Consider the following 18,694-nt stretch of genomic DNA (forward strand, 5'->3'; position numbering starts at 1 on the left):
GAGTTTTGATGGCTAACATGTTTGCCTTGATTTTAGCGATAGCAACACTGCTGACAGGGATTATCTGGTGCTTCGAGCGGTTTAAATGGGGACCGGCTCGCCAGGCAAAAATTGCGGCAGTTAATGCGCAAACTGCGGCGATCAAGGCACAAACGGGTTGTGCTGTAGATAATAAGACTTTAGCACAGGCGGCAAGGCAGCCTGGCTGGATAGAGACTTGTGCTTCAGTCTTCCCGGTGTTAGCTCTGGTATTTATCGTTCGTTCGTTTATTTACGAACCGTTCCAGATCCCTTCTGGTTCGATGATGCCAACGCTATTGATCGGTGACTTCATCCTGGTTGAGAAGTTTGCTTATGGTATTAAAGATCCCATCACGCAAACTACGCTGATCCCTACGGGACATCCAAAACGTGGTGATATCGCGGTATTTAAATATCCGCTCGATCCGCGTTTGGACTATATCAAACGTGTAGTGGGCTTGCCGGGTGACCGCGTTAGCTATAATCCAATCAGCAAGGAAGTGACGGTGCAGCCTGCATGTAATACCGGTACTTCTTGTGATAGTGCGTTGCCAATTACTTACAGTGCATCTGAGCCAAGCGATTTTGTGCAGACATTCCGCTATAGCGGCAATGGCGAGGCTTCTGCTGGCTTCTTCCAAATCCCGACAAATCAGGCAGTGCCTGATGGTGGGGTACGTTTGCGTGAGCGCACCGAAACTCTTGGACCGGTGGCACACCATATTCTGACCGTCCCTGGGCGTCAGGAGCAGATAGGCGCTTATTATCAACAACCTAACCAGCCTTTAGGGGTTTGGGTGGTGCCGGAAGGTCATTATTTTATGATGGGCGACAACCGGGATAACAGTGCAGATAGCCGCTTCTGGGGGTTTGTGCCGGAACGTAATCTAGTTGGCAAGGCCACTGCTATTTGGATGAGTTTTGAAAAGCAAGAAGGTGAATGGCCAACGGGTGTTCGTTTAAGTCGAATTGGTGGAATTCATTAGTATCGGCTATACCCAGATGGTGGAGTTGCAGCCAGGTAGCAAACGAGCACATCCCGATGAACCGACAAAAGTCAGTAATTCGGGTGACAAATCTGCTGGGAGTAGATTTGAACGCCGCTAGCACTGCTGCAACTTCAAGTAAGCAGGGTATTTAAACGCAGCATTATATTTCCACTCGTTGTAGAATAACCCTTCGAGCGATAAAAGTTGGCTTCTTTATGGGAGCCACTGCAAACGAAACAGTTTTGTCCTGCAATATTGGCGGATCAGACCTGTTCCGTATGCTGTAGTTTTTGACGCATTCTTGATCTATTGGTAACTCATGAACCCCATCGTAATAAACAGGCTACAGCGGAAGCTGGGCTACACTTTTCAACAGCAGGAGCTCTTGCTGCAAGCACTGACTCATCGTAGCGCCAGTAGCAAACACAATGAGCGTTTGGAGTTCCTGGGTGACTCTATATTAAGTTTCGTTGTTGCCAATGAGCTGTATCGTCGCTTTCCCCGTGTCGATGAAGGGGACATGAGTCGGATGCGTGCCACATTGGTTAGAGGAAATACACTCGCTGAAATGGCCCGTGAATTTGACCTCGGTGAATGTTTACGCCTTGGGCCGGGTGAATTGAAAAGTGGTGGTTTCCGCCGTGAATCAATTTTGGCAGATACCGTCGAAGCCTTAATTGGCGGTATATTCCTCGATAGCGATATTCATATGATTGAACGGCTGATTCTCGACTGGTATCGCAGTCGGTTGGAAGAAATCAGCCCAGGTGATAAGCAGAAAGACCCGAAAACGCGCTTGCAAGAATATTTGCAAGGCCGTCATCTGCCATTGCCCTCTTATCTGGTTGTGCAGGTTCGCGGAGAAGCACATGACCAGGAATTTACTATCCACTGCCAGGTGAGTGGCTTGAATGAACCGGTAATAGGTACCGGCTCAAGTCGCCGTAAAGCTGAGCAGGCGGCAGCGGAACAAGCGCTGAAACAGTTGGAGCTTGAATGAGCGAAGTAGAAAAAACGTATTGTGGTTTTATTGCAATTGTAGGTCGCCCGAATGTGGGTAAATCTACTTTGCTAAATGAACTGTTGGGGCAAAAAGTCTCCATCACTTCACGTAAACCACAAACCACACGCCACCGTATTATGGGGATCCATACTGAAGGGCCTTATCAGGCCATTTATGTTGATACCCCGGGACTGCATATTGAAGAAAAACGCGCGATTAACCGCTTAATGAATCGCGCGGCAAGCAGCTCTCTCGGTGATGTGGAATTAGTGATTTTTGTAGTCGAAGGCACCAATTGGACTGCCGACGATGAAATGGTTGTTAATAAGCTGCGCAGTTTACAATGCCCGGTATTATTGGCGATCAACAAAGTTGATAACGTAACAGACAAAACCAAGCTGTTGCCCCATATTCAGTTCTTAAGTAAGCAGATGAATTTCCTGGACGTCGTACCAATCTCTGCCGAGAAAGGGATGAACGTGGATACCATCGCTGGCATCGTGCGCAAGCTTATGCCGGAAGCGGGTCATCATTTCCCGGAAGATTATATCACTGACCGCTCTCAGCGTTTTATGGCGTCAGAAATCATTCGCGAAAAGTTGATGCGCTTCTTGGGTGAGGAATTACCTTACTCAGTCACAGTTGAAATTGAACAGTTTGTCCCAAATGAGCGCGGTGGTTATAACATCCATGGGCTGATTTTGGTTGAACGCGAAGGCCAGAAGAAAATGGTCATCGGTAATAAAGGTTCGAAAATCAAGACCATTGGTATTGAAGCCCGTCAGGACATGGAACAAATGTTCGAAGCAAAAGTGCATCTTGAGCTGTGGGTGAAAGTGAAATCAGGCTGGGCAGATGACGAACGTGCATTGCGCAGCTTAGGCTATACCGACGATCTGAAGTAAGACTTGCCAATGGACGGTTGGCAACGCGCATTTGTCCTGCATGGGCGACCCTACAGTGAAACCAGTTTGATGCTGGATTTATTTACTGAAGGAGAGGGCCGCATGCGGGTGCTGGCCAAAGGTGCGCGGGGTCGCCGCTCCAATCTAAAAGGCTGCTTGCAGCCTTTTACGCCATTATTGGTTCGCTGGACCGGGCGTGGTGAAGTTAAAACCTTACGCAGTGCTGAGCCAGTATCACTGGCTCTTCCATTGACTGGCTCTATGTTGTATAGCGGTTTATATGTCAATGAGCTGCTTTCCCGCGTGTTAGAACATCAAACCAATTACTCTGCTTTATTCTTCGATTATCTGCATTGCTTACAGGCTTTGGCAGGCAGTGATGGATCGCCCGAATATGCCCTGCGCCAGTTTGAATTGGCGATATTGGCTCATCTTGGCTATGGTGTGGATTTTCTCCACTGTGCGGGGAGTGGTCAGCCGGTGTCTGAGACCATGACCTACCGCTATCGGGAAGAAAAAGGATTTATCGCCAGCTTGGTGGTTGATCACTATAGCTTTACTGGCCGCCAATTATCGGCTTTGGCTAACCGTGAATTTCCTGATGCCGATACTTTACGTGCAGCCAAGCGCTTCACCCGCATCGCCCTCAAACCCTATTTGGGGGGTAAACCGTTAAAAAGTCGCGAACTGTTTCGTCAGTTTGTGATTAAGCCACCAGCGGATCCAGTGCCGTAGTAGCAATACCTTCATTTTTAAACTGCCCATCATCAACTTTCCCGTACAGTAACCTATCCGCTGACAGTCTAGTCGGTGTAAACTGCAAGGCACTTATGCGTTTAAGGGCCGGTTTTTGCGTGCTCACTGACCTATTAAAGATGCATCCATATCTGGAGGGCTGTCATGGCTGATTTGTTGTTGGGCGTCAATATCGATCACATTGCGACATTACGAAATGCACGTGGGACCATTTACCCCGACCCTGTTCAGGCCGCGTTTATTGCCGAGCAAGCGGGTGCCGACGGTATTACCGTGCATTTACGTGAAGATCGCCGCCATATCACTGATCGAGATGTACGCATCTTGCGCCAAACTATCCAGACCCGCATGAATCTGGAGATGGCGGTTACCGATGAAATGGTTGATATTGCCTGTGAGTTACAACCGCACTTTTGCTGTCTGGTGCCGGAAAAACGCCAAGAAGTTACCACCGAAGGCGGGCTAGATGTTGCCGGTCAACTCGATAAAATGACCATTGCGGTGAGCCGATTATCTGAGGCCGGCATTCTGGTGTCACTGTTTATCGATCCCGATATGCGCCAGATTGATGCAGCCGTTACTGTGGGTGCCCCTTATATTGAAATCCACACCGGCGCGTACGCAGATGCCACCACCGATTTGGTGCGTCAAGCTGAATTAGTGCGTATCACCAAAGCTGCGACCTATGCCGCAGGCAAAGGGTTGAAAGTGAATGCCGGTCATGGCCTGACCTATCACAATGTGCAACCGATCGCAGCCTTACCAGAGATTCATGAGCTGAATATCGGCCATGCAATTATTGGTCAGGCAGTAATGACGGGCCTTGCGGCTGCCGTTACTGAGATGAAAGTATTAATGCGGGAAGCGCGTCGTTAATGGCGATTTTGGGGTTAGGCACTGATATTGTTGAAATTTCAAGGATTGAAGCGGTGGTGGAGCGCAGTGGCGAAAAACTGGCGCGGCGTATCCTTAGCCCATCGGAATGGCAGCACTATCAGCAGCATCAGCAGCCAATTCGTTTTCTGGCAAAACGCTTTGCCGTTAAAGAGGCCGCGGCCAAGGCATTTGGTACTGGTATTCGTAATGGCTTGGCATTTAATCAGTTTGAAGTTGTTAACGATGCACTGGGTAAGCCGACGCTGCGTTTACATCAGCGCGCGGCAGAATTGGCCGCTGAGCTGGGTGTCAAATCCTTACATGTAACGCTGGCCGATGAACGACGTTATGCCTGCGCAACCGTAATTATTGAAAGCTAGGCCCGTTTTAGCCGCGAATAGTGGTGAAAGAGAGCAGGGGCGTGCATGCGAATGCCGCCCTTTTTGTTATGCGCGAATATATTGTTGGTATTAAAAACGAGTCTTGCTGCGGGGATTACAAACGTTCGGCGTGATGCAGTTGGACAAACTTATCCCACAATTGTTCGTTACTCTCAACCCAGGCAGGATCGATAGCAATCGTATTATCGATAGGACAGACCAACTGGCAGGTTGGTGTTTCGTAATGACCGACACATTCCGTACAGCGCATCGGATCAATCTGATAGATCTCTGCACCCATGGAAATTGCCTCATTAGGGCATTCCGGCTCGCACATGTCGCAATTAATACATTTACGAGTGATCAACAGGGCCATGCTTTCTCTTACCTTAGGTCGGGTATTCTCAACTGCGGGGGATTATACCCCTCTGGTATCCTTAGACCAGTTTTTTTACCAGTGCCGCACTGTGCTTAATACTCGCCTGCGCTCTTTCCAAGTCTTGTTGGATCATCGCCATAAATAATAGATCAGTCAGAGCATATTGCGCGGTGCTAGAGGAGATCGCGGCACTGCGAATCGCGGGTTCTTCCGAAATGGTATATAAGCAATGATCGGCACGTTGCTGCAAACTGTTGGGGGAAAAACTGGTCAATGCCAGCACTTTGGCACCACAACGCTGTGCCTCTTCAGCCGCCAGATTTATCTCACGGCGTTCGCCGCTAAATGAGATAGCCAGCAGTAAATCCCGTGCATCCAATGCTTGTACGGCGGCCAGTTGTGCATGCATATCGGTTTCGGAGACCGCCATAATGCCTATTTTCAGTAACTTATAAGCCAGATCTTTTGCCACCAGCCCCGAAGCACCTATACCGGTTAGAATAATCCGTCGTGCCGACAATAACATCTCTAATGCTTGCGTAAGTCGTTCTTCACTATTGATATCCAAGGTAGCCCGTAGTGCTGCGGCTTTCTCGCTCAGGAGTTTTTCCCCAACGATTTTTAAACTGTCAGTGCTCAAGATCTGATTATGCAGTGTCACTGCCTGTGCAGGGGCCGCGACAATTTCACTCAGGGCTAGTTTTAGCGCCGGGAAGCCTTTATAGCCTAATTTTTGGGCAAATTTAACCACTGCAGATTGGCTAACCCCGGTTTGCAGCGCCAACTTTTGCGAACTAAGATGACGTGCCTGCTCAGGATTGGTTAGCAGAAAATCGGCTAACTTACGGTCATTTTGTGCCAGCGTTGGATAAAGCTGACGAATGCGAAGAAGACTACTCATAAATCAGTTCCTGAATGCGGGAGAACTTAATAATACCCGGAAAGACTCAAGATAAAGGGCAAGTGATGGAGCATAGCACCCTTTTTTGCTGATCATTCGATGAATGGCGCAAGAAAACAGTCGCTTTATAGAATATAATATTCAATTATATATTTAATTTTACGAATTAAATATTCAAAGAGGAATATGTCATGAATCTAGGATCATTGATTTCAGAAAGTCGTAATCCGGCCACGATGGAGCTGGATAAGTTCTCTACGCTCGAAATGTTGACCTGCTTTAATGATGAAGATCGCAAAGTGCCGGAGGCCATTCGTTTGGTGTTACCGGCTATCGCTCAAGCGGTAGATTTAGCCGCGGAGTCCTTAAAGCAAGGTGGTCGGCTCATTTATCTGGGGGCCGGTACCAGTGGTCGGCTCGGCGTGCTGGATGCTTCCGAATGCCCACCGACCTTTGGTGTGCCTCATGGCAGGGTGATTGGTCTAATTGCCGGTGGCCCGGGTGCTTTATTCAAAGCGGTGGAAGGTGCTGAGGATGATATCGCGCTCGGTGTGCGGGATCTGCAAGATTTAAAGCTGATGGCAACTGATATGGTGGTCGGGCTGGCAGCTTCTGGTCGCACGCCTTATGTCATCGGTGCGCTACGCTATGCCCGCCAACTTGGGTGCCCAACGGCGGCTATTTCTTGTAACCCAGACTCTCCTATCGCGCAAGAAGCTCAGGTTGCGATTTCACCGGTAGTAGGGCCGGAAGCCCTCACTGGCTCTACGCGTATGAAGTCGGGTACTGCACAAAAGTTGGTGCTGAATATGTTATCCACTGGGGCGATGGTGAAACTGGGTAAGGTTTATCAAAATCTGATGGTAGATGTGAAAGCGACCAACGTGAAGTTGGTTGATCGCGCTTGTCGTATTGTGGTTGAAGCCACCGGGGCCAGCCGTGCAGAGGCTGAAAATGCCTTATCACAAACCGAGTTTGACGTAAAACCAGCCATTTTGATGATTCTGAAAGGCGTGAGTGCCGAGCAGGCTCGCCAGGATCTACAGCAACATAATGGCTATTTGCGTGCAGCATTGTAAGACTCACACTCAGGGGATTAGCACTCGTTGATAATTGGCCTCGATGCCGCAGGCAAAGTGATGTTGTATTTAGTCGCGATGATTGTCACCATACTTGCAGGTTTCATATTTAACTGGTTTATGGGATTCAATGATCCTGAGGAGTAACGTTTGAGCGCAGAGCAGGCCACATCGACCTTTGAGCAAACTGACAGTAACCGCGAGGGGACGGCCGAGGCATTATCAGAAAACGCCAAACGCATTGTATTCTTTGATCTGGATGGCACGTTACATCAACAGGACATGTTTGGCAGTTTTTTGCGTTTTTTGTTGCGACATTTGCCGCTAAATCTGTTGCTGGTGGTCCCATTACTGCCGGTGATTGGGTTGGGATTGCTGCAGGGCGGTCGTTGCGCTCGTTGGCCAATGAGCCTGTTACTGTGGGCGATAACCTTCGGTCGGCGCGAAGCGCATTTGAAAGATTTGGAATTACGTTTTGTGAATGATTTTCGCCAAAAAGTTACCGAATTTCCCGTGGTCGTGATGCGTTTGCGCCAATATTTGGAGAGCCATGACGCACAGGTATGGTTGATAACTGGCTCGCCGCAACGGCTGGTGGAGCAGGTTTATCATGATTCGGCGTTTATTCACCGTTTGCGGTTGGTCGGTAGCCGCATGGCGCGGCGTAATGGCGGCTGGGTACTACCTCTGCGCTGTTTGGGGCCAGAGAAAGTGGTGCAACTGGAACAGCGTTTGGGATCGCCGCTGAAACTTTATAGCGGATACTCGGACAGCAAGCAGGATAACCCACTATTGTATTTTTGCGAGCATCGCTGGCGGGTCAGTAAAAGCGGCGAATTACAGCAATTAGAATAAACGCCCATTGCAGTCATTCGCCATTTTAAGTGGTTTTGGCTCTAGTGTGTGACGTCATTATCATGGTGGCCGAGCCGCCATATTCGTTCGGCATGCCGACCCAGTAACCACAAGCTAATGCCGAGCAGCAGGAAGAAGATAGTTTTCGGCATCGCATCCCAGAAGAACTCAAAGAAACGGGTATACAAGTTGATGGCCAAAAATGTCAGGCCGAAGCCGCGCAACATGGCATCATCTCGTTTTAGTCCCAGCCAAATAGCGACGCTGGCGGCAATGGCAAACAATAGACTCCAATGCAGCAACTCTATCTGGCGCACTTGATACCAATAGTCCAGGTCACCGTAATTGCCAAAAATAGACAATAACCACAGGGCAATAAACAGATAAAGCAGCCCCATCGCCTGTGACACCCGATCTAGCCGACGTTGTGCCAACTGCGGTTGCAACACCAGTGCCGCTGCACAAAGTAGCAGGCCAAAAGCAATAAAGCGTATCGGGTAGCTCATTCCCAGCCAGTAGGCACCCCAACCGGACAAATAGCCAGTTTCTGCCCCAAACGCATTACCCAGTGACAGCAAGGCAAATAGCCATACTAATGGCGCACGACCAAACCAGCCCACCACACCATAGATGACGGTACCCAACAGCAGTAATACTGAGATGCGGCCACTACCATTATCCAACCACTCACCGAGTTGGCCGATGGCGGCTGCGGTAAATATTACGCCGAGAAAGAGTACGGCTTCATTACTGTAGATCTTACTGGGATCTCGCCGGCGGCGGTTAAAGCCCCAGCCGTAAAATACGGCGGCCAATATCGCCGTGACCACCACCCGTACCGGGGGATCAAAGCGGAAAAACTGGCTTATCCAGTTGAGTAAGAAAGTATCAGCCATCAGGCTGCCAATGGCGATAACCAGCGAAGCCAGTGCGGCAAGAAAGGCGTAACCGGCTAATCTGCGCCAGTCAAACGGTTGAACATCGATATTCTGTAACAAACGTTGATGCTCTTCCTCAGGGATAACGCCTTCACTGGCCCATCCATTCAGGGTTTTACGTACTACCGCGGCATTTTTCTTGCTGAGCTTCATGTAGCTGGCTTCCATATGCTGATAATTTATATCAGGAATGATTTATATCCTGCCGGAACATTAACCGATCATTATGGACTGAGCTACTTTATATTGGAGATAGTGGGTATAGCGGTTGTCGCTGGCTGTGTATAATGCACGCCGCCAAAGTACCAGAGAGGTTAATGTGTCTGCTGATAAAAGTTTGTTTTCTGAATTTGATTTACCTGTTGAATACAGTGATGAGTACTGGATGCTACGGGCGTTGACGCTGGCTCTGCGGGCACAAGAAGAGGGAGAAGTCCCGGTTGGCGCGGTGTTAGTGCTGGGCAACCAGGTGATTGGCGAAGGGTGGAATAAGTCTATTCGCGATAACGACCCTACCGCTCATGCAGAAATCATGGCGCTACGGCAAGGCGGGCAGGTGGTGCAGAACTATCGTCTGCTGGAAGCCACGCTATATGTGACGCTGGAGCCATGCGTAATGTGTGCCGGAGCCATGATACACAGCCGGATCCGTCGCTTGGTCTATGGGGCCAATGATTTAAAAACCGGTGCTGCCGGTTCGCTGGTGGATATCTTGCGCCATCCGGGGATGAATCATCAAATAGAGGTCAGTGCCGGGGTACTGGCAGAGACGTGTTCCCACCAATTAAGTGCTTTTTTCCGCCTACGACGTGAGCAGCAAAAGGCGTTGAAACTCGCGCGGCAGCCATGATTCGGCCCATCCGTGGGCCTTGCGTCTAGGAGGCCACTGCTGGCAGCATATTGAAATCTATTGGTTAGTTACGTGTTTTCGCATCATGTTAGTTATTGATTGACCAGCCTGGGCCGACAACCGGATAAGCTTTACCCAGCTCAGCTTCGATAGCGGCATGTTGGGCTGCTTTTTTCTCTCTTTCCTGCAAATATCCCACCAGACTGACCTGATAACGACGGATGTTTTCCACATAGTTATAAGCCTCATGGCCACGGGCGTAGCCATAAGTGGTACTTGGGTAGTAGCGCTTTTGACTCAACATCGGTAGGCGCATTTTTACATCAACCCAACTGTCTGGATTACCATTCTGATTTTTAGTCAGGCGACGAGCATCCAGCATATGACCATAACCCAGATTATAGGCGGCCAGCGCAAACCAGATACGCTCATCTTCTGGAATGGTCTCCGGCACTTTTTGCATTAACCGCTGCAAGTAAATGGAACCGCCTTTAATGCTTTCCTCAGGATCAACCCGGTCTTTAACCCCTAAACCATTTGCTGTGGCGCGGGTTAGCATCATTAACCCCCGCACGCCAGTCGGTGAGGTGGCTTGTGGGTTCCAATGGGATTCCTGATAAGCAATCGCCGCCAGCAGTTTCCAGTCAATTTCCCCGGCATGTTTTTCAAACAAGGATTGGAAAGAGGGCAACACACTGTCGATGGCTGACAGGAAGGTTTTGGTATCGACATAATCAAAGCTACCGACATGGCCGAGATATTTTTCCTCCAGCCGCGCCAGACTACCGTCTTCAACCATCTGGCTGTAGAAATCGAGCATGGCGGCATACAGGCTATCATCGTCCCCTTTCTGGAAATACCAAGTTACTGGCTCTTCATCCGTAACATCAAAGGCAACCGCTAATTGCGGATGGATGCGTTGCAGTAGGGCAATTGTCACCGAATCACCCAGGGTATAGTCAAGTTTGCCGTCCGCGACCTGTTCCAGTAACTCTTTGCCAGAACGATCAACGGATGATCCCCAGTTAAGATCGGGATATTTGCTCTGCTTAAGTTGTTTGAGGGTGGTCATATGGGCCGATCCAGAGGCGACAATCAATTGACCCTTTAGATCACTGAATGATTTTGGTCGTGGTTTACCCAATCGGTATACTAACTGTTGCGAGACTGAATAATAGGCAGGGCCAGTACGCGCCCGATTAAGACGCTCACGGTTATAAATTAGCCCGGCAGCCAGCATGTCTGCATCATCGTTATCAAGTGCATCAAACAAGTCATCAATATTATGATGAGGGGTAATGACGAGCTTAACCCCCAGATAGTCCGCAAAACGGTTGGCTAGCTCATAGTCAAGACCGGAAGGGCCATCCTTTCCGGTAAAGTAGATAAGTGGTGAGCTAATCGTGCTAACACGTAGCTCGCCACGGGCTTTTATACGGTCTAGTTGTCCTTCTTGACTACTGCGCCAGGGAATATTGGGCCACAGCGCGAGGGCCAGAAGTAAGGCAACTACACCGATAACAAAGTAATTTAATTTTATGCGCGTCAAATAGTTATCTCTCGGCAGCGCTCTTTATGTGTGTGTTGTGAAGTAAGAATCGACATGGTTAAAACCCCAGTGGAGTGGCATTTTGCGCAACAAATCGTCAGTGTGCAACTTTATTGCGAGCTTATTTATTCAGTATTGGTGTTCTCTAGATAACGACAATTTCTGACTCAATTATTAATAATAGCTACGCAAACGGTTTCGTCGGAGGCGTAGATTCACTATAATGCCCGCGTTTTCCCCTGTTTTGCGCCAATAAATGCTGCGCCCAATGAAGTGCTGTTCCAGTCGCTTCGAAGAGAGAGAAACTTAGATTATGGAAATACTGCGTGGTTCGCCCGCTTTGTCGGCTTTTCGTATTACCAAACTGCTGTCCCGTTGCCTGGATGCTCACCTTTTGGTGAGTGATATCTACGCCGAATATGTTCACTTTGCCGATGTTAGCGCTCAGTTAAGTGCTGATGAACACGCCAGGCTCCAACGGCTGCTTAAGTATGGACCCTCTCTCCCTGAACATGCGCCAGAAGGGCGTTTGTTACTGGTTACGCCAAGGCCGGGGACCATTTCTCCGTGGTCTTCCAAAGCGACGGATATTGCGCACAACTGTGCGTTGCCACAGGTTCTGCGTCTGGAACGTGGCCTGGCTTTCTATATTCAAGGCCCAGACCTGAATGAAAGCCAATGGCAGCAATTGTCGGCGCTGCTGCATGACCGCATGATGGAAACGGTATTCACCGATTTGCAGCAAGCAGAGCAGTTATTCTCTCATCATCAACCTGCCCCAGTACAACGGGTGGATATCTTAGCGCAGGGCCGCAGTGCACTGGAGCTGGCTAATATTAAGCTGGGCCTGGCTCTTGCTCCAGATGAAATTGACTATTTGCTGGCCGCCTTTACCGGTCTGGGGCGTAACCCGACGGATATTGAGCTGTATATGTTTGCTCAGGCAAACTCTGAGCATTGTCGGCATAAAATCTTTAATGCAGATTGGATAATTGACGGTGTTTCTCAGCCTAAGACACTGTTTAAAATGATCAAAAATACCTTTGAACACACGCCGGATTACGTGTTGTCAGCCTATAAAGACAATGCGGCGGTGATGGAAGGTTCTCAGGTCGGGCGCTTCTTTGCTGCACCTGATAATGGCGTTTATGATTACCATCAGGAAGCGGCGCATATCCTGATGAAAGTAGAAACTCATAACCATCCGACGGCAATTTCACCCTGGCCGGGTGCTGCTACCGGGTCTGGTGGCGAAATCCGTGATGAAGGTGCTACCGGGCGTGGCGCTAAACCTAAAGCCGGTTTGGTGGGTTTCTCTGTTTCTAACCTGCGTATTCCCGGTTTTGAACAACCGTGGGAAGAGAATTTCGGTAAGCCGGATCGGATTGTGACTGCGCTGGATATCATGACCGAAGGTCCACTGGGCGGCGCGGCCTTTAACAACGAATTTGGCCGTCCGGCGCTGCTGGGCTACTTCCGTACTTATGAAGAGCGCGTCAACAGTCATAACGGCACTGAGTTACGTGGCTACCACAAGCCGATCATGCTGGCCGGTGGCATCGGTAATATTCGGGCCGACCATGTACAAAAAGGCGAGATAACAGTCGGTGCCAAGCTGGTGGTGCTCGGCGGCCCGTCGATGAATATCGGTCTGGGTGGCGGCGCGGCCTCTTCCATGGCATCGGGTCAGTCAGATGCGGATCTGGATTTTGCTTCGGTACAACGTGATAACCCGGAAATGGAACGCCGCTGTCAGGAAGTGATTGACCGTTGCTGGCAGTTAGGTGACCACAACCCGATTCTATTTATTCATGACGTCGGTGCGGGCGGTTTATCTAATGCCATGCCAGAACTGGTCAGTGATGGTGGTCGTGGCGGCCGTTTTGAGCTGCGTGACATCCTCAATGATGAGCCGGGCATGAGCCCGCTGGAAGTGTGGTGTAACGAGTCTCAGGAGCGTTATGTTCTGGCTGTTGCCCCCGCGCAGATGGCTCAGTTTGATGAAATTTGTCGCCGTGAACGTGCGCCCTATGCCGTTATAGGTGAAGCCACTGAAGAAAAACATCTGACACTGAATGACCGCCACTTCGATAATCAACCAATTGACATGCCTTTGGATGTCTTGCTGGGTAAAACGCCGAAGATGCTGCGTGATGTCACCCGCCTTCAGGCACAGGGTGATGCATTGCAACGTGCTGAGATAAGCATCGCTGATGCGGTCAAACGGGTGATGCATTTACCGGCAGTGGCAGAGAAAACCTTCTTGATTACCATCGGTGACCGTAGTGTGACCGGCATGGTGACACGTGATCAAATGGTTGGCCCGTGGCAGATTCCGGTGGCCGACTGTGCGGTTACCAGTGCCAGTCTGGACAGCTACTATGGTGAAGCGATGTCATTGGGTGAACGTGCGCCAGTGGCATTGCTAGACTTTGCCGCCTCAGCCCGTCTGGCGGTAGGCGAAGCACTGACCAATATCGCGGCCACTCAGATTGGTGAGCTAAAGCGCATTAAACTGTCAGCTAACTGGATGTCAGCAGCCGGTCATCCGGGTGAAGATGCCGGTTTGTACGAGGCGGTGCGTGCGGTGGGCGAAGAGCTATGTCCTGCGCTGGAGATTACCATCCCGGTGGGCAAAGACTCCATGTCGATGAAAACCCGCTGGCAGGAAGGTGATGAGCAGCGCGAAATGACCTCACCGCTCTCTCTGGTCATTACTGCTTTCGCCCGTATCGAAGATGTTCGCCATACGGTGACACCACAGTTACGCACTGATAAAGGCGATAACGCGCTGTTACTGATTGATTTAGGTGCTGGCCACAATGCCCTGGGTGCAACCGCCCTGACGCAAGTCTACCGTCAGTTAGGTGATAAACCTGCTGATGTGCGCGATGTACAGCAACTGGCAGGTTTCTTTAATGCGATGCAGTGCTTAGTGGCCTCTCAGGCATTACTGGCCTATCACGATCGCTCTGACGGCGGCTTACTGGTGACACTGGCTGAAATGGCCTTTGCCGGTCACTGTGGGGTGCAGGTTGATATTCACACCTTGGGTGATGACGCGCTGGCGGCGCTGTTTAATGAAGAGCTGGGAGCAGTGATTCAGGTACGTGCTGAACAGCGTGCTGAGGTGGAAAAAATTCTGGCAGACCACGGTCTGGCAAACTGTGTTCACTATCTGGGCCGTGCTGTTGAGGGGGATAGCTTCGATATTCGCAGTGGCACTGAGGTGGTATACCGCGAGAAACGCAGTACTCTGCGCTTGTGGTGGGCAGAAACTACCTGGCAAATGCAGCGGCTGCGCGATAACCCTGATTGTGCTGATCAAGAGCATCAAGCTAAACAGGTTGAAACTGATCCGGGCCTGAATGTCCAACTGACCTTTGATCCCGCAGAAGATATTGCCGCACCTTATATCATCAAGCAGGTTCGGCCAAAAGTGGCCGTATTGCGTGAGCAGGGGGTTAACTCCCACGTAGAAATGGCTGCCGCCTTCCATCGTGCCGGGTTTGATGCAATCGATGTACATATGAGTGACCTGCTGGCCGGCCGAACTGATTTGCAATCATTCCAGACCTTAGTGGCCTGTGGTGGTTTCTCTTACGGTGATGTGCTGGGGGCGGGTGAAGGTTGGGCAAAATCGATACTGTTTAACAACCGGGTTCGTGATGAGTTTGAAGCCTTCTTCCATCGCCCAGAAACATTGGCCTTGGGGGTCTGCAACGGTTGTCAGATGATGTCTAATCTGCGTGAACTTATTCCAGGGGCTGAACATTGGCCACGCTTTGTCCGCAACCTGTCTGATCGTTTTGAAGCGCGTTTCAGCTTGGTTGAAGTGGCCAATAGCCCATCGCTGTTTATGCAAGATATGGCCGGATCTCGCCTGCCAATTGCTGTTTCTCACGGTGAAGGGCGGGTTGAAGTGCGTGATGCGGCCCATCTGGCGCAGCTTGAGCAGAACAATCTGGTGGCATTGCGCTTTGTGAATAATCAGGGTGAGGTGACCGAGGTTTATCCGGCTAACCCGAATGGCTCAGCTCACGGGATTACTGCGGTGACTAGCGCCAATGGGCGGGCAACAGTAATGATGCCGCACCCAGAGCGGGTCTTCCGCACCGTCAGTAACTCCTGGCATCCAGAAGAGTGGGGCGAAGATAGCCCGTGGATGCGTATGTTCCGTAATGCGCGTAAGCAATTAGGTTAAGTGAATCGGCTTTGATTGTGATAACAGGGGCATCAGTTGATGCCCCTTTTTTACGCATGCTGATAAGGGCTTAAGATATATTCATTTATCTTTAATAAATTGAGTCATACCCCGTGGTCTGATTCGCTAATGTCATATGAAAGGTTTTGCTAGAAATCTGGTGGTCGGTTGCCAATCCTGTAACGACTAATCGATAGTTCCCAGGTGGCAAGTTCACTAAAAACAAGGTCATATTTTTAGAGCGATTATCAATAAGTGTCGCTGTCTGTGTTTTCTTTTGCTGCATTTTGGCAATTTCTTGTCGGTACCTGAGTCAAGTAATCAACGTTACTCATATTTGTGAGTTATCAAACCTCATAATTTATAAAGTAATAATGATTTAAACAGCATGCCTCCAAAGGGAAGAGTAACGGGCGGTCAAAAGATGCACGGATAATTAAATGCCACTATATTTTTTAACTTACTGATTTTAAATGTCTTTATTGTTTTGTCGGTAAATTGCGACAAAAGCCCTGCAACCTGTCTCAAATAGGAGACATATAAATATTTGATTTATATCATTTTTATTTAATAAGGGGATTGCTGTCGGGGATTGGCGACAAAACAGCAGTAATTGATGCAAGTTGGCGGGCATTACGTGGATAATAATCGGCTCAATAAGTTTATTTTTCTTTTAAATCATAATCTTAATTTATTTTTAATAAACTTGGCACGCAAGCTGCATTATTACTTACAGTTGCTCATTCAACTTATTATGATAGTCCCGCAGTTAAGCGGAATATGCGCTTCATAAACCATCGAATGATGCCTAAGACTGGTACCTATCGTCCACCAAACCGATATCGTGTGAATTCACTTTATCAAACATCGGACGACACGTTGAGTGAGGTACCGCCTATGTCCTGCTGTGATGAATGGTTCATCAATTTTGGACATGTTTGGATGCTATTCGTCTCATCCTCCCGATGATTGCTTCGGCTTCATCAAACTGGAGACGATGCTTAAGGGCATCCACATATTCTGCGACGGGGCAATTTATTGCCCCGTTGTCACATCTATACCCGCCATACTTCAAGCTGCATGTGCGCTGGCCGCCTTCCCGCAACTCGAATTATTTAGGGTATATTATGGTCAAAGATACGCTACGCTCGCCGTTTTTACTGCAAATAACAATAAAAGCAGGTCTGATGATGATTCTGACGATAATGGACAAGCCGCATTAATTAAAAGCACTTAGCTCAAAGCCAGGTGCTTTTTTTTTATCTCAATCAAGAGACATTGTTCCTGGTACATACCCAATAGACTTCAAGTTGTGGGCAGGCGGCAAACGAGATACAAATCGGTCGGGAACCGATTTGAACAACATTTCTGCTAGCCCGCAGGGTGAGCCTCAAGGATGAGGCTCATTAATCCCAATGAGCTGACATCAGTCAGTGATTCGGGTTATTGAGTGCAATCAACACACCTGCAACTTAAAATATGACGGGTAATTGGGGCACAAGCATTGTAATCCTCACGCAGTCAGTTAGCATCACCACAGAATGATAGGTAATGAGATGATTTCGTTGAAAAGATGGCGTTTATTCCCCCGTTCTTTACGTCAATTGGTGCTCATGGCATTTCTGTTGGTGCTGTTACCTTTATTGGTGCTGGCATATCAGGCTTATCAAAGCCTTGACCATCTAAGCACGCAGGCGGCCGACATTAATCGTACTACGCTGGCAGATGCGCGGCGCAGTGAGGCGATGACCAGTGTGGCGCTCGAAATGGAGCGTAGTTATCGCCAGTACTGTGTATTAGATGATGCAACACTGGCAAAGTTATATCAGCACCAACGTAAACAGTACGCTCAAATGCTTGATGCGCACGCCTCTATCCTGCCAGATGCCCGTTACTATCAGACTCTGAGCAGTTTACTGACACAACTTTCTGATATTAAATGTAAAAATAGTGGCCCGGAACAAAATGCGTCAACGCTATTAGAGCAGTTCTCCCGCTCCAATGCCGAAATGGTACAGGCAACGCGCGATGTGATTTTCTCCCGCGGTCAGCAATTACAAAAAGATATTGCCGAACGTGGGCAATTCTTTGGTTGGCAATCCCTGTTGCTGTTTTTGGTCAGTGTGCTGTTAGTGGTGTTATTCACCCGGATGATAATCGGGCCGGTTAAAGGCATTGAGCGGATGATTAATCGCTTAGGTGAAGGGCGACCATTAGGTAATACGGCGCTATTTAAAGGGCCACGCGAGTTACGCTCACTGGCACAGCGTATTATTTGGCTCAGCGAGCGCTTAGCGTGGTTAGAGTCACAGCGCCACGAGTTTTTGCGCCATATCTCTCATGAATTGAAAACACCACTCGCCAGTATGCGCGAAGGGACCGAATTGTTAGCGGATGAGGTTGCCGGGCCATTGACGCAAGATCAAAAAGAAGTTGTGGCAATCCTTGATAACAGCAGTCGTCATTTGCAATTATTGATTGAGCAATTATTAGACTATAACCGTAAACTGGCAGACGGCCCCGGTGAACATGAGAATGTTGAACTGGCGGAAATGGTTGAGGATGTTATCTCAGCCCATAGTTTACCCGCACGGGCCAAGACTCTACATACTGAGACGGATCTGCAAGCGGACATTTGTTGGGCAGATCCGACATTATTAATGCGGGTATTGGATAATCTCTACTCCAATGCGGTGCACTATGGCGAGGAATCCGGTACCATTTGGATTCGCAGCCGTCGGGTAGATAACCGCGTACAAATTGATATTGCCAATACCGGGGCGCCGATCCCGCGTTCTGAAGAAACCATGATATTTGAGCCTTTTTATCAGGGAAGCCATCAGCGAAAAGGGGCCGTCAAAGGTAGTGGGTTGGGGCTGAGTATTGCTCAGGACTGCATCAGACGTATGCAGGGCGACTTGCAACTGGTAGCTGTTGATTACGCTGCGGTTTGCTTTCGTGTTGAATTGCCATTAACCGCCGAGAATGAATGAATAATGTACAAATGGT

At 49.2% G+C, this 18,694-nt stretch carries 17 protein-coding genes and 2 pseudogenes; 13 read left to right on the top strand and 6 right to left on the bottom strand.

The window, feature by feature from the left end:
- Nucleotides 1–8 precede the first annotated feature (8 nt).
- Nucleotides 9–1,007: a signal peptidase I gene (locus A6J66_022370; protein ID PNM26653.1), complete on the top strand. Its 999-nt coding sequence runs from the start codon at nucleotides 9–11 to the stop codon at nucleotides 1,005–1,007.
- Here the strand turns inward: A6J66_022370 and A6J66_022375 are convergent.
- Nucleotides 928–1,131 carry a hypothetical protein gene (locus tag A6J66_022375; protein PNM26654.1) on the bottom strand — a complete coding sequence of 68 codons (204 nt, stop codon included), beginning with the start codon at nucleotides 1,129–1,131 and terminating at the stop codon, nucleotides 928–930. The genes A6J66_022370 and A6J66_022375 overlap by 80 nt on opposite strands.
- Nucleotides 1,132–1,329: 198 nt before the next feature.
- On the opposite strand from A6J66_022375, the gene A6J66_022380 reads away from it, so the two are divergent.
- The 5 genes from A6J66_022380 to acpS all read left to right on the top strand — a co-directional run bounded on the left by A6J66_022380 (nucleotide 1,330) and on the right by acpS (nucleotide 4,930).
- The gene (locus tag A6J66_022380) at nucleotides 1,330–2,010 is read left to right on the top strand and encodes a ribonuclease III (protein ID PNM26655.1); all 681 of its coding nucleotides are present in this window, start codon (nucleotides 1,330–1,332) and stop codon (nucleotides 2,008–2,010) included.
- The gene (locus tag A6J66_022385) at nucleotides 2,007–2,918 is read left to right on the top strand and encodes a GTPase Era (GenBank protein PNM26656.1); all 912 of its coding nucleotides are present in this window, start codon (nucleotides 2,007–2,009) and stop codon (nucleotides 2,916–2,918) included. The genes A6J66_022380 and A6J66_022385 overlap by 4 nt, the downstream gene beginning before the upstream one ends.
- A 9-nt stretch (nucleotides 2,919–2,927) precedes the next feature.
- Nucleotides 2,928–3,653 (top strand): DNA repair protein RecO, encoded by a 726-nt coding sequence (locus A6J66_022390; GenBank protein ID PNM26657.1) that lies wholly within the window; start codon nucleotides 2,928–2,930, stop codon nucleotides 3,651–3,653.
- Nucleotides 3,654–3,818: 165 nt separating this feature from the next.
- A complete protein-coding gene (locus A6J66_022395) occupies nucleotides 3,819–4,550 on the top strand; it encodes a pyridoxine 5'-phosphate synthase (protein ID PNM26658.1) in 732 nt (243 codons plus the stop codon).
- Entirely contained in the window at nucleotides 4,550–4,930 is a 381-nt protein-coding gene (gene acpS / locus A6J66_022400; protein PNM26659.1) for a holo-ACP synthase, read from the top strand. The genes A6J66_022395 and acpS overlap by 1 nt, the downstream gene beginning before the upstream one ends.
- 115 nt (nucleotides 4,931–5,045) lie before the next feature.
- Here acpS and A6J66_022405 read toward each other — a convergent pair whose 3' ends face one another.
- Together A6J66_022405 and A6J66_022410 are read right to left on the bottom strand one after the other, a co-directional pair.
- Nucleotides 5,046–5,306, bottom strand: coding sequence for a ferredoxin (locus tag A6J66_022405; GenBank protein PNM26660.1), 261 nt, complete (start codon nucleotides 5,304–5,306; stop codon nucleotides 5,046–5,048).
- A gap of 61 nt (nucleotides 5,307–5,367) precedes the next feature.
- On the bottom strand, nucleotides 5,368–6,210 hold the full coding sequence (locus A6J66_022410) for an SIS domain-containing protein (GenBank protein ID PNM26661.1): 843 nt from the start codon (nucleotides 6,208–6,210) through the stop codon (nucleotides 5,368–5,370).
- Between the two features lie 191 nt (nucleotides 6,211–6,401).
- Between A6J66_022410 and murQ the strand changes: the two genes are divergently transcribed.
- The 3 genes and pseudogenes from murQ (at nucleotide 6,402) to A6J66_022425 (ending at nucleotide 8,144) form a co-directional block, all read left to right on the top strand.
- Entirely contained in the window at nucleotides 6,402–7,289 is an 888-nt protein-coding gene (murQ, locus tag A6J66_022415; protein PNM26662.1) for an N-acetylmuramic acid 6-phosphate etherase, read from the top strand.
- Nucleotides 7,290–7,337: 48 nt separating this feature from the next.
- Nucleotides 7,338–7,436: pseudogene (locus A6J66_022420) on the top strand (PTS N-acetylmuramic acid IIB subunit / PTS N-acetylmuramic acid IIC subunit).
- Nucleotides 7,437–7,529: 93 nt separating this feature from the next.
- Nucleotides 7,530–8,144, top strand: coding sequence for an acid phosphatase AphA (locus A6J66_022425; GenBank protein ID PNM27126.1), 615 nt, complete (start codon nucleotides 7,530–7,532; stop codon nucleotides 8,142–8,144).
- 41 nt (nucleotides 8,145–8,185) lie between these two features.
- Here A6J66_022425 and A6J66_022430 read toward each other — a convergent pair whose 3' ends face one another.
- The gene (locus A6J66_022430; protein PNM27127.1) at nucleotides 8,186–9,235 is read right to left on the bottom strand and encodes a DUF2157 domain-containing protein; all 1,050 of its coding nucleotides are present in this window, start codon (nucleotides 9,233–9,235) and stop codon (nucleotides 8,186–8,188) included.
- 127 nt (nucleotides 9,236–9,362) lie between these two features.
- Here A6J66_022430 and A6J66_022435 point away from each other — a divergent pair, with 127 nt between their 5' ends.
- Complete coding sequence (locus A6J66_022435) at nucleotides 9,363–9,932, top strand: tRNA adenosine(34) deaminase TadA (GenBank protein PNM27128.1); 570 nt, start codon at nucleotides 9,363–9,365, stop codon at nucleotides 9,930–9,932.
- 88 nt (nucleotides 9,933–10,020) lie between these two features.
- Here A6J66_022435 and A6J66_022440 read toward each other — a convergent pair whose 3' ends face one another.
- Nucleotides 10,021–11,481 carry a membrane-bound lytic murein transglycosylase MltF gene (locus A6J66_022440; GenBank protein PNM26663.1) on the bottom strand — a complete coding sequence of 487 codons (1,461 nt, stop codon included), beginning with the start codon at nucleotides 11,479–11,481 and terminating at the stop codon, nucleotides 10,021–10,023.
- A 313-nt stretch (nucleotides 11,482–11,794) separates the two neighbouring features.
- Here A6J66_022440 and A6J66_022445 point away from each other — a divergent pair, with 313 nt between their 5' ends.
- Nucleotides 11,795–15,685 (top strand): phosphoribosylformylglycinamidine synthase, encoded by a 3,891-nt coding sequence (locus tag A6J66_022445; protein PNM26664.1) that lies wholly within the window; start codon nucleotides 11,795–11,797, stop codon nucleotides 15,683–15,685.
- A gap of 91 nt (nucleotides 15,686–15,776) precedes the next feature.
- On the opposite strand, the pseudogene A6J66_022450 reads toward A6J66_022445, so the two are convergent.
- Nucleotides 15,777–15,962 (bottom strand): annotated as a pseudogene (locus A6J66_022450) (hypothetical protein).
- A 720-nt stretch (nucleotides 15,963–16,682) separates the two neighbouring features.
- On the opposite strand from A6J66_022450, the gene A6J66_022455 reads away from it, so the two are divergent.
- Nucleotides 16,683–16,922 (top strand): hypothetical protein, encoded by a 240-nt coding sequence (locus A6J66_022455; GenBank protein ID PNM26665.1) that lies wholly within the window; start codon nucleotides 16,683–16,685, stop codon nucleotides 16,920–16,922.
- A 304-nt stretch (nucleotides 16,923–17,226) separates the two neighbouring features.
- Nucleotides 17,227–18,678, top strand: coding sequence for a sensor histidine kinase (locus A6J66_022460; protein ID PNM26666.1), 1,452 nt, complete (start codon nucleotides 17,227–17,229; stop codon nucleotides 18,676–18,678).
- Nucleotides 18,679–18,694 lie beyond the last annotated feature (16 nt).

This window comes from Yersinia enterocolitica, from assembly GCA_002082245.2.
Taxonomy (GTDB): domain Bacteria; phylum Pseudomonadota; class Gammaproteobacteria; order Enterobacterales; family Enterobacteriaceae; genus Yersinia; species Yersinia enterocolitica_E.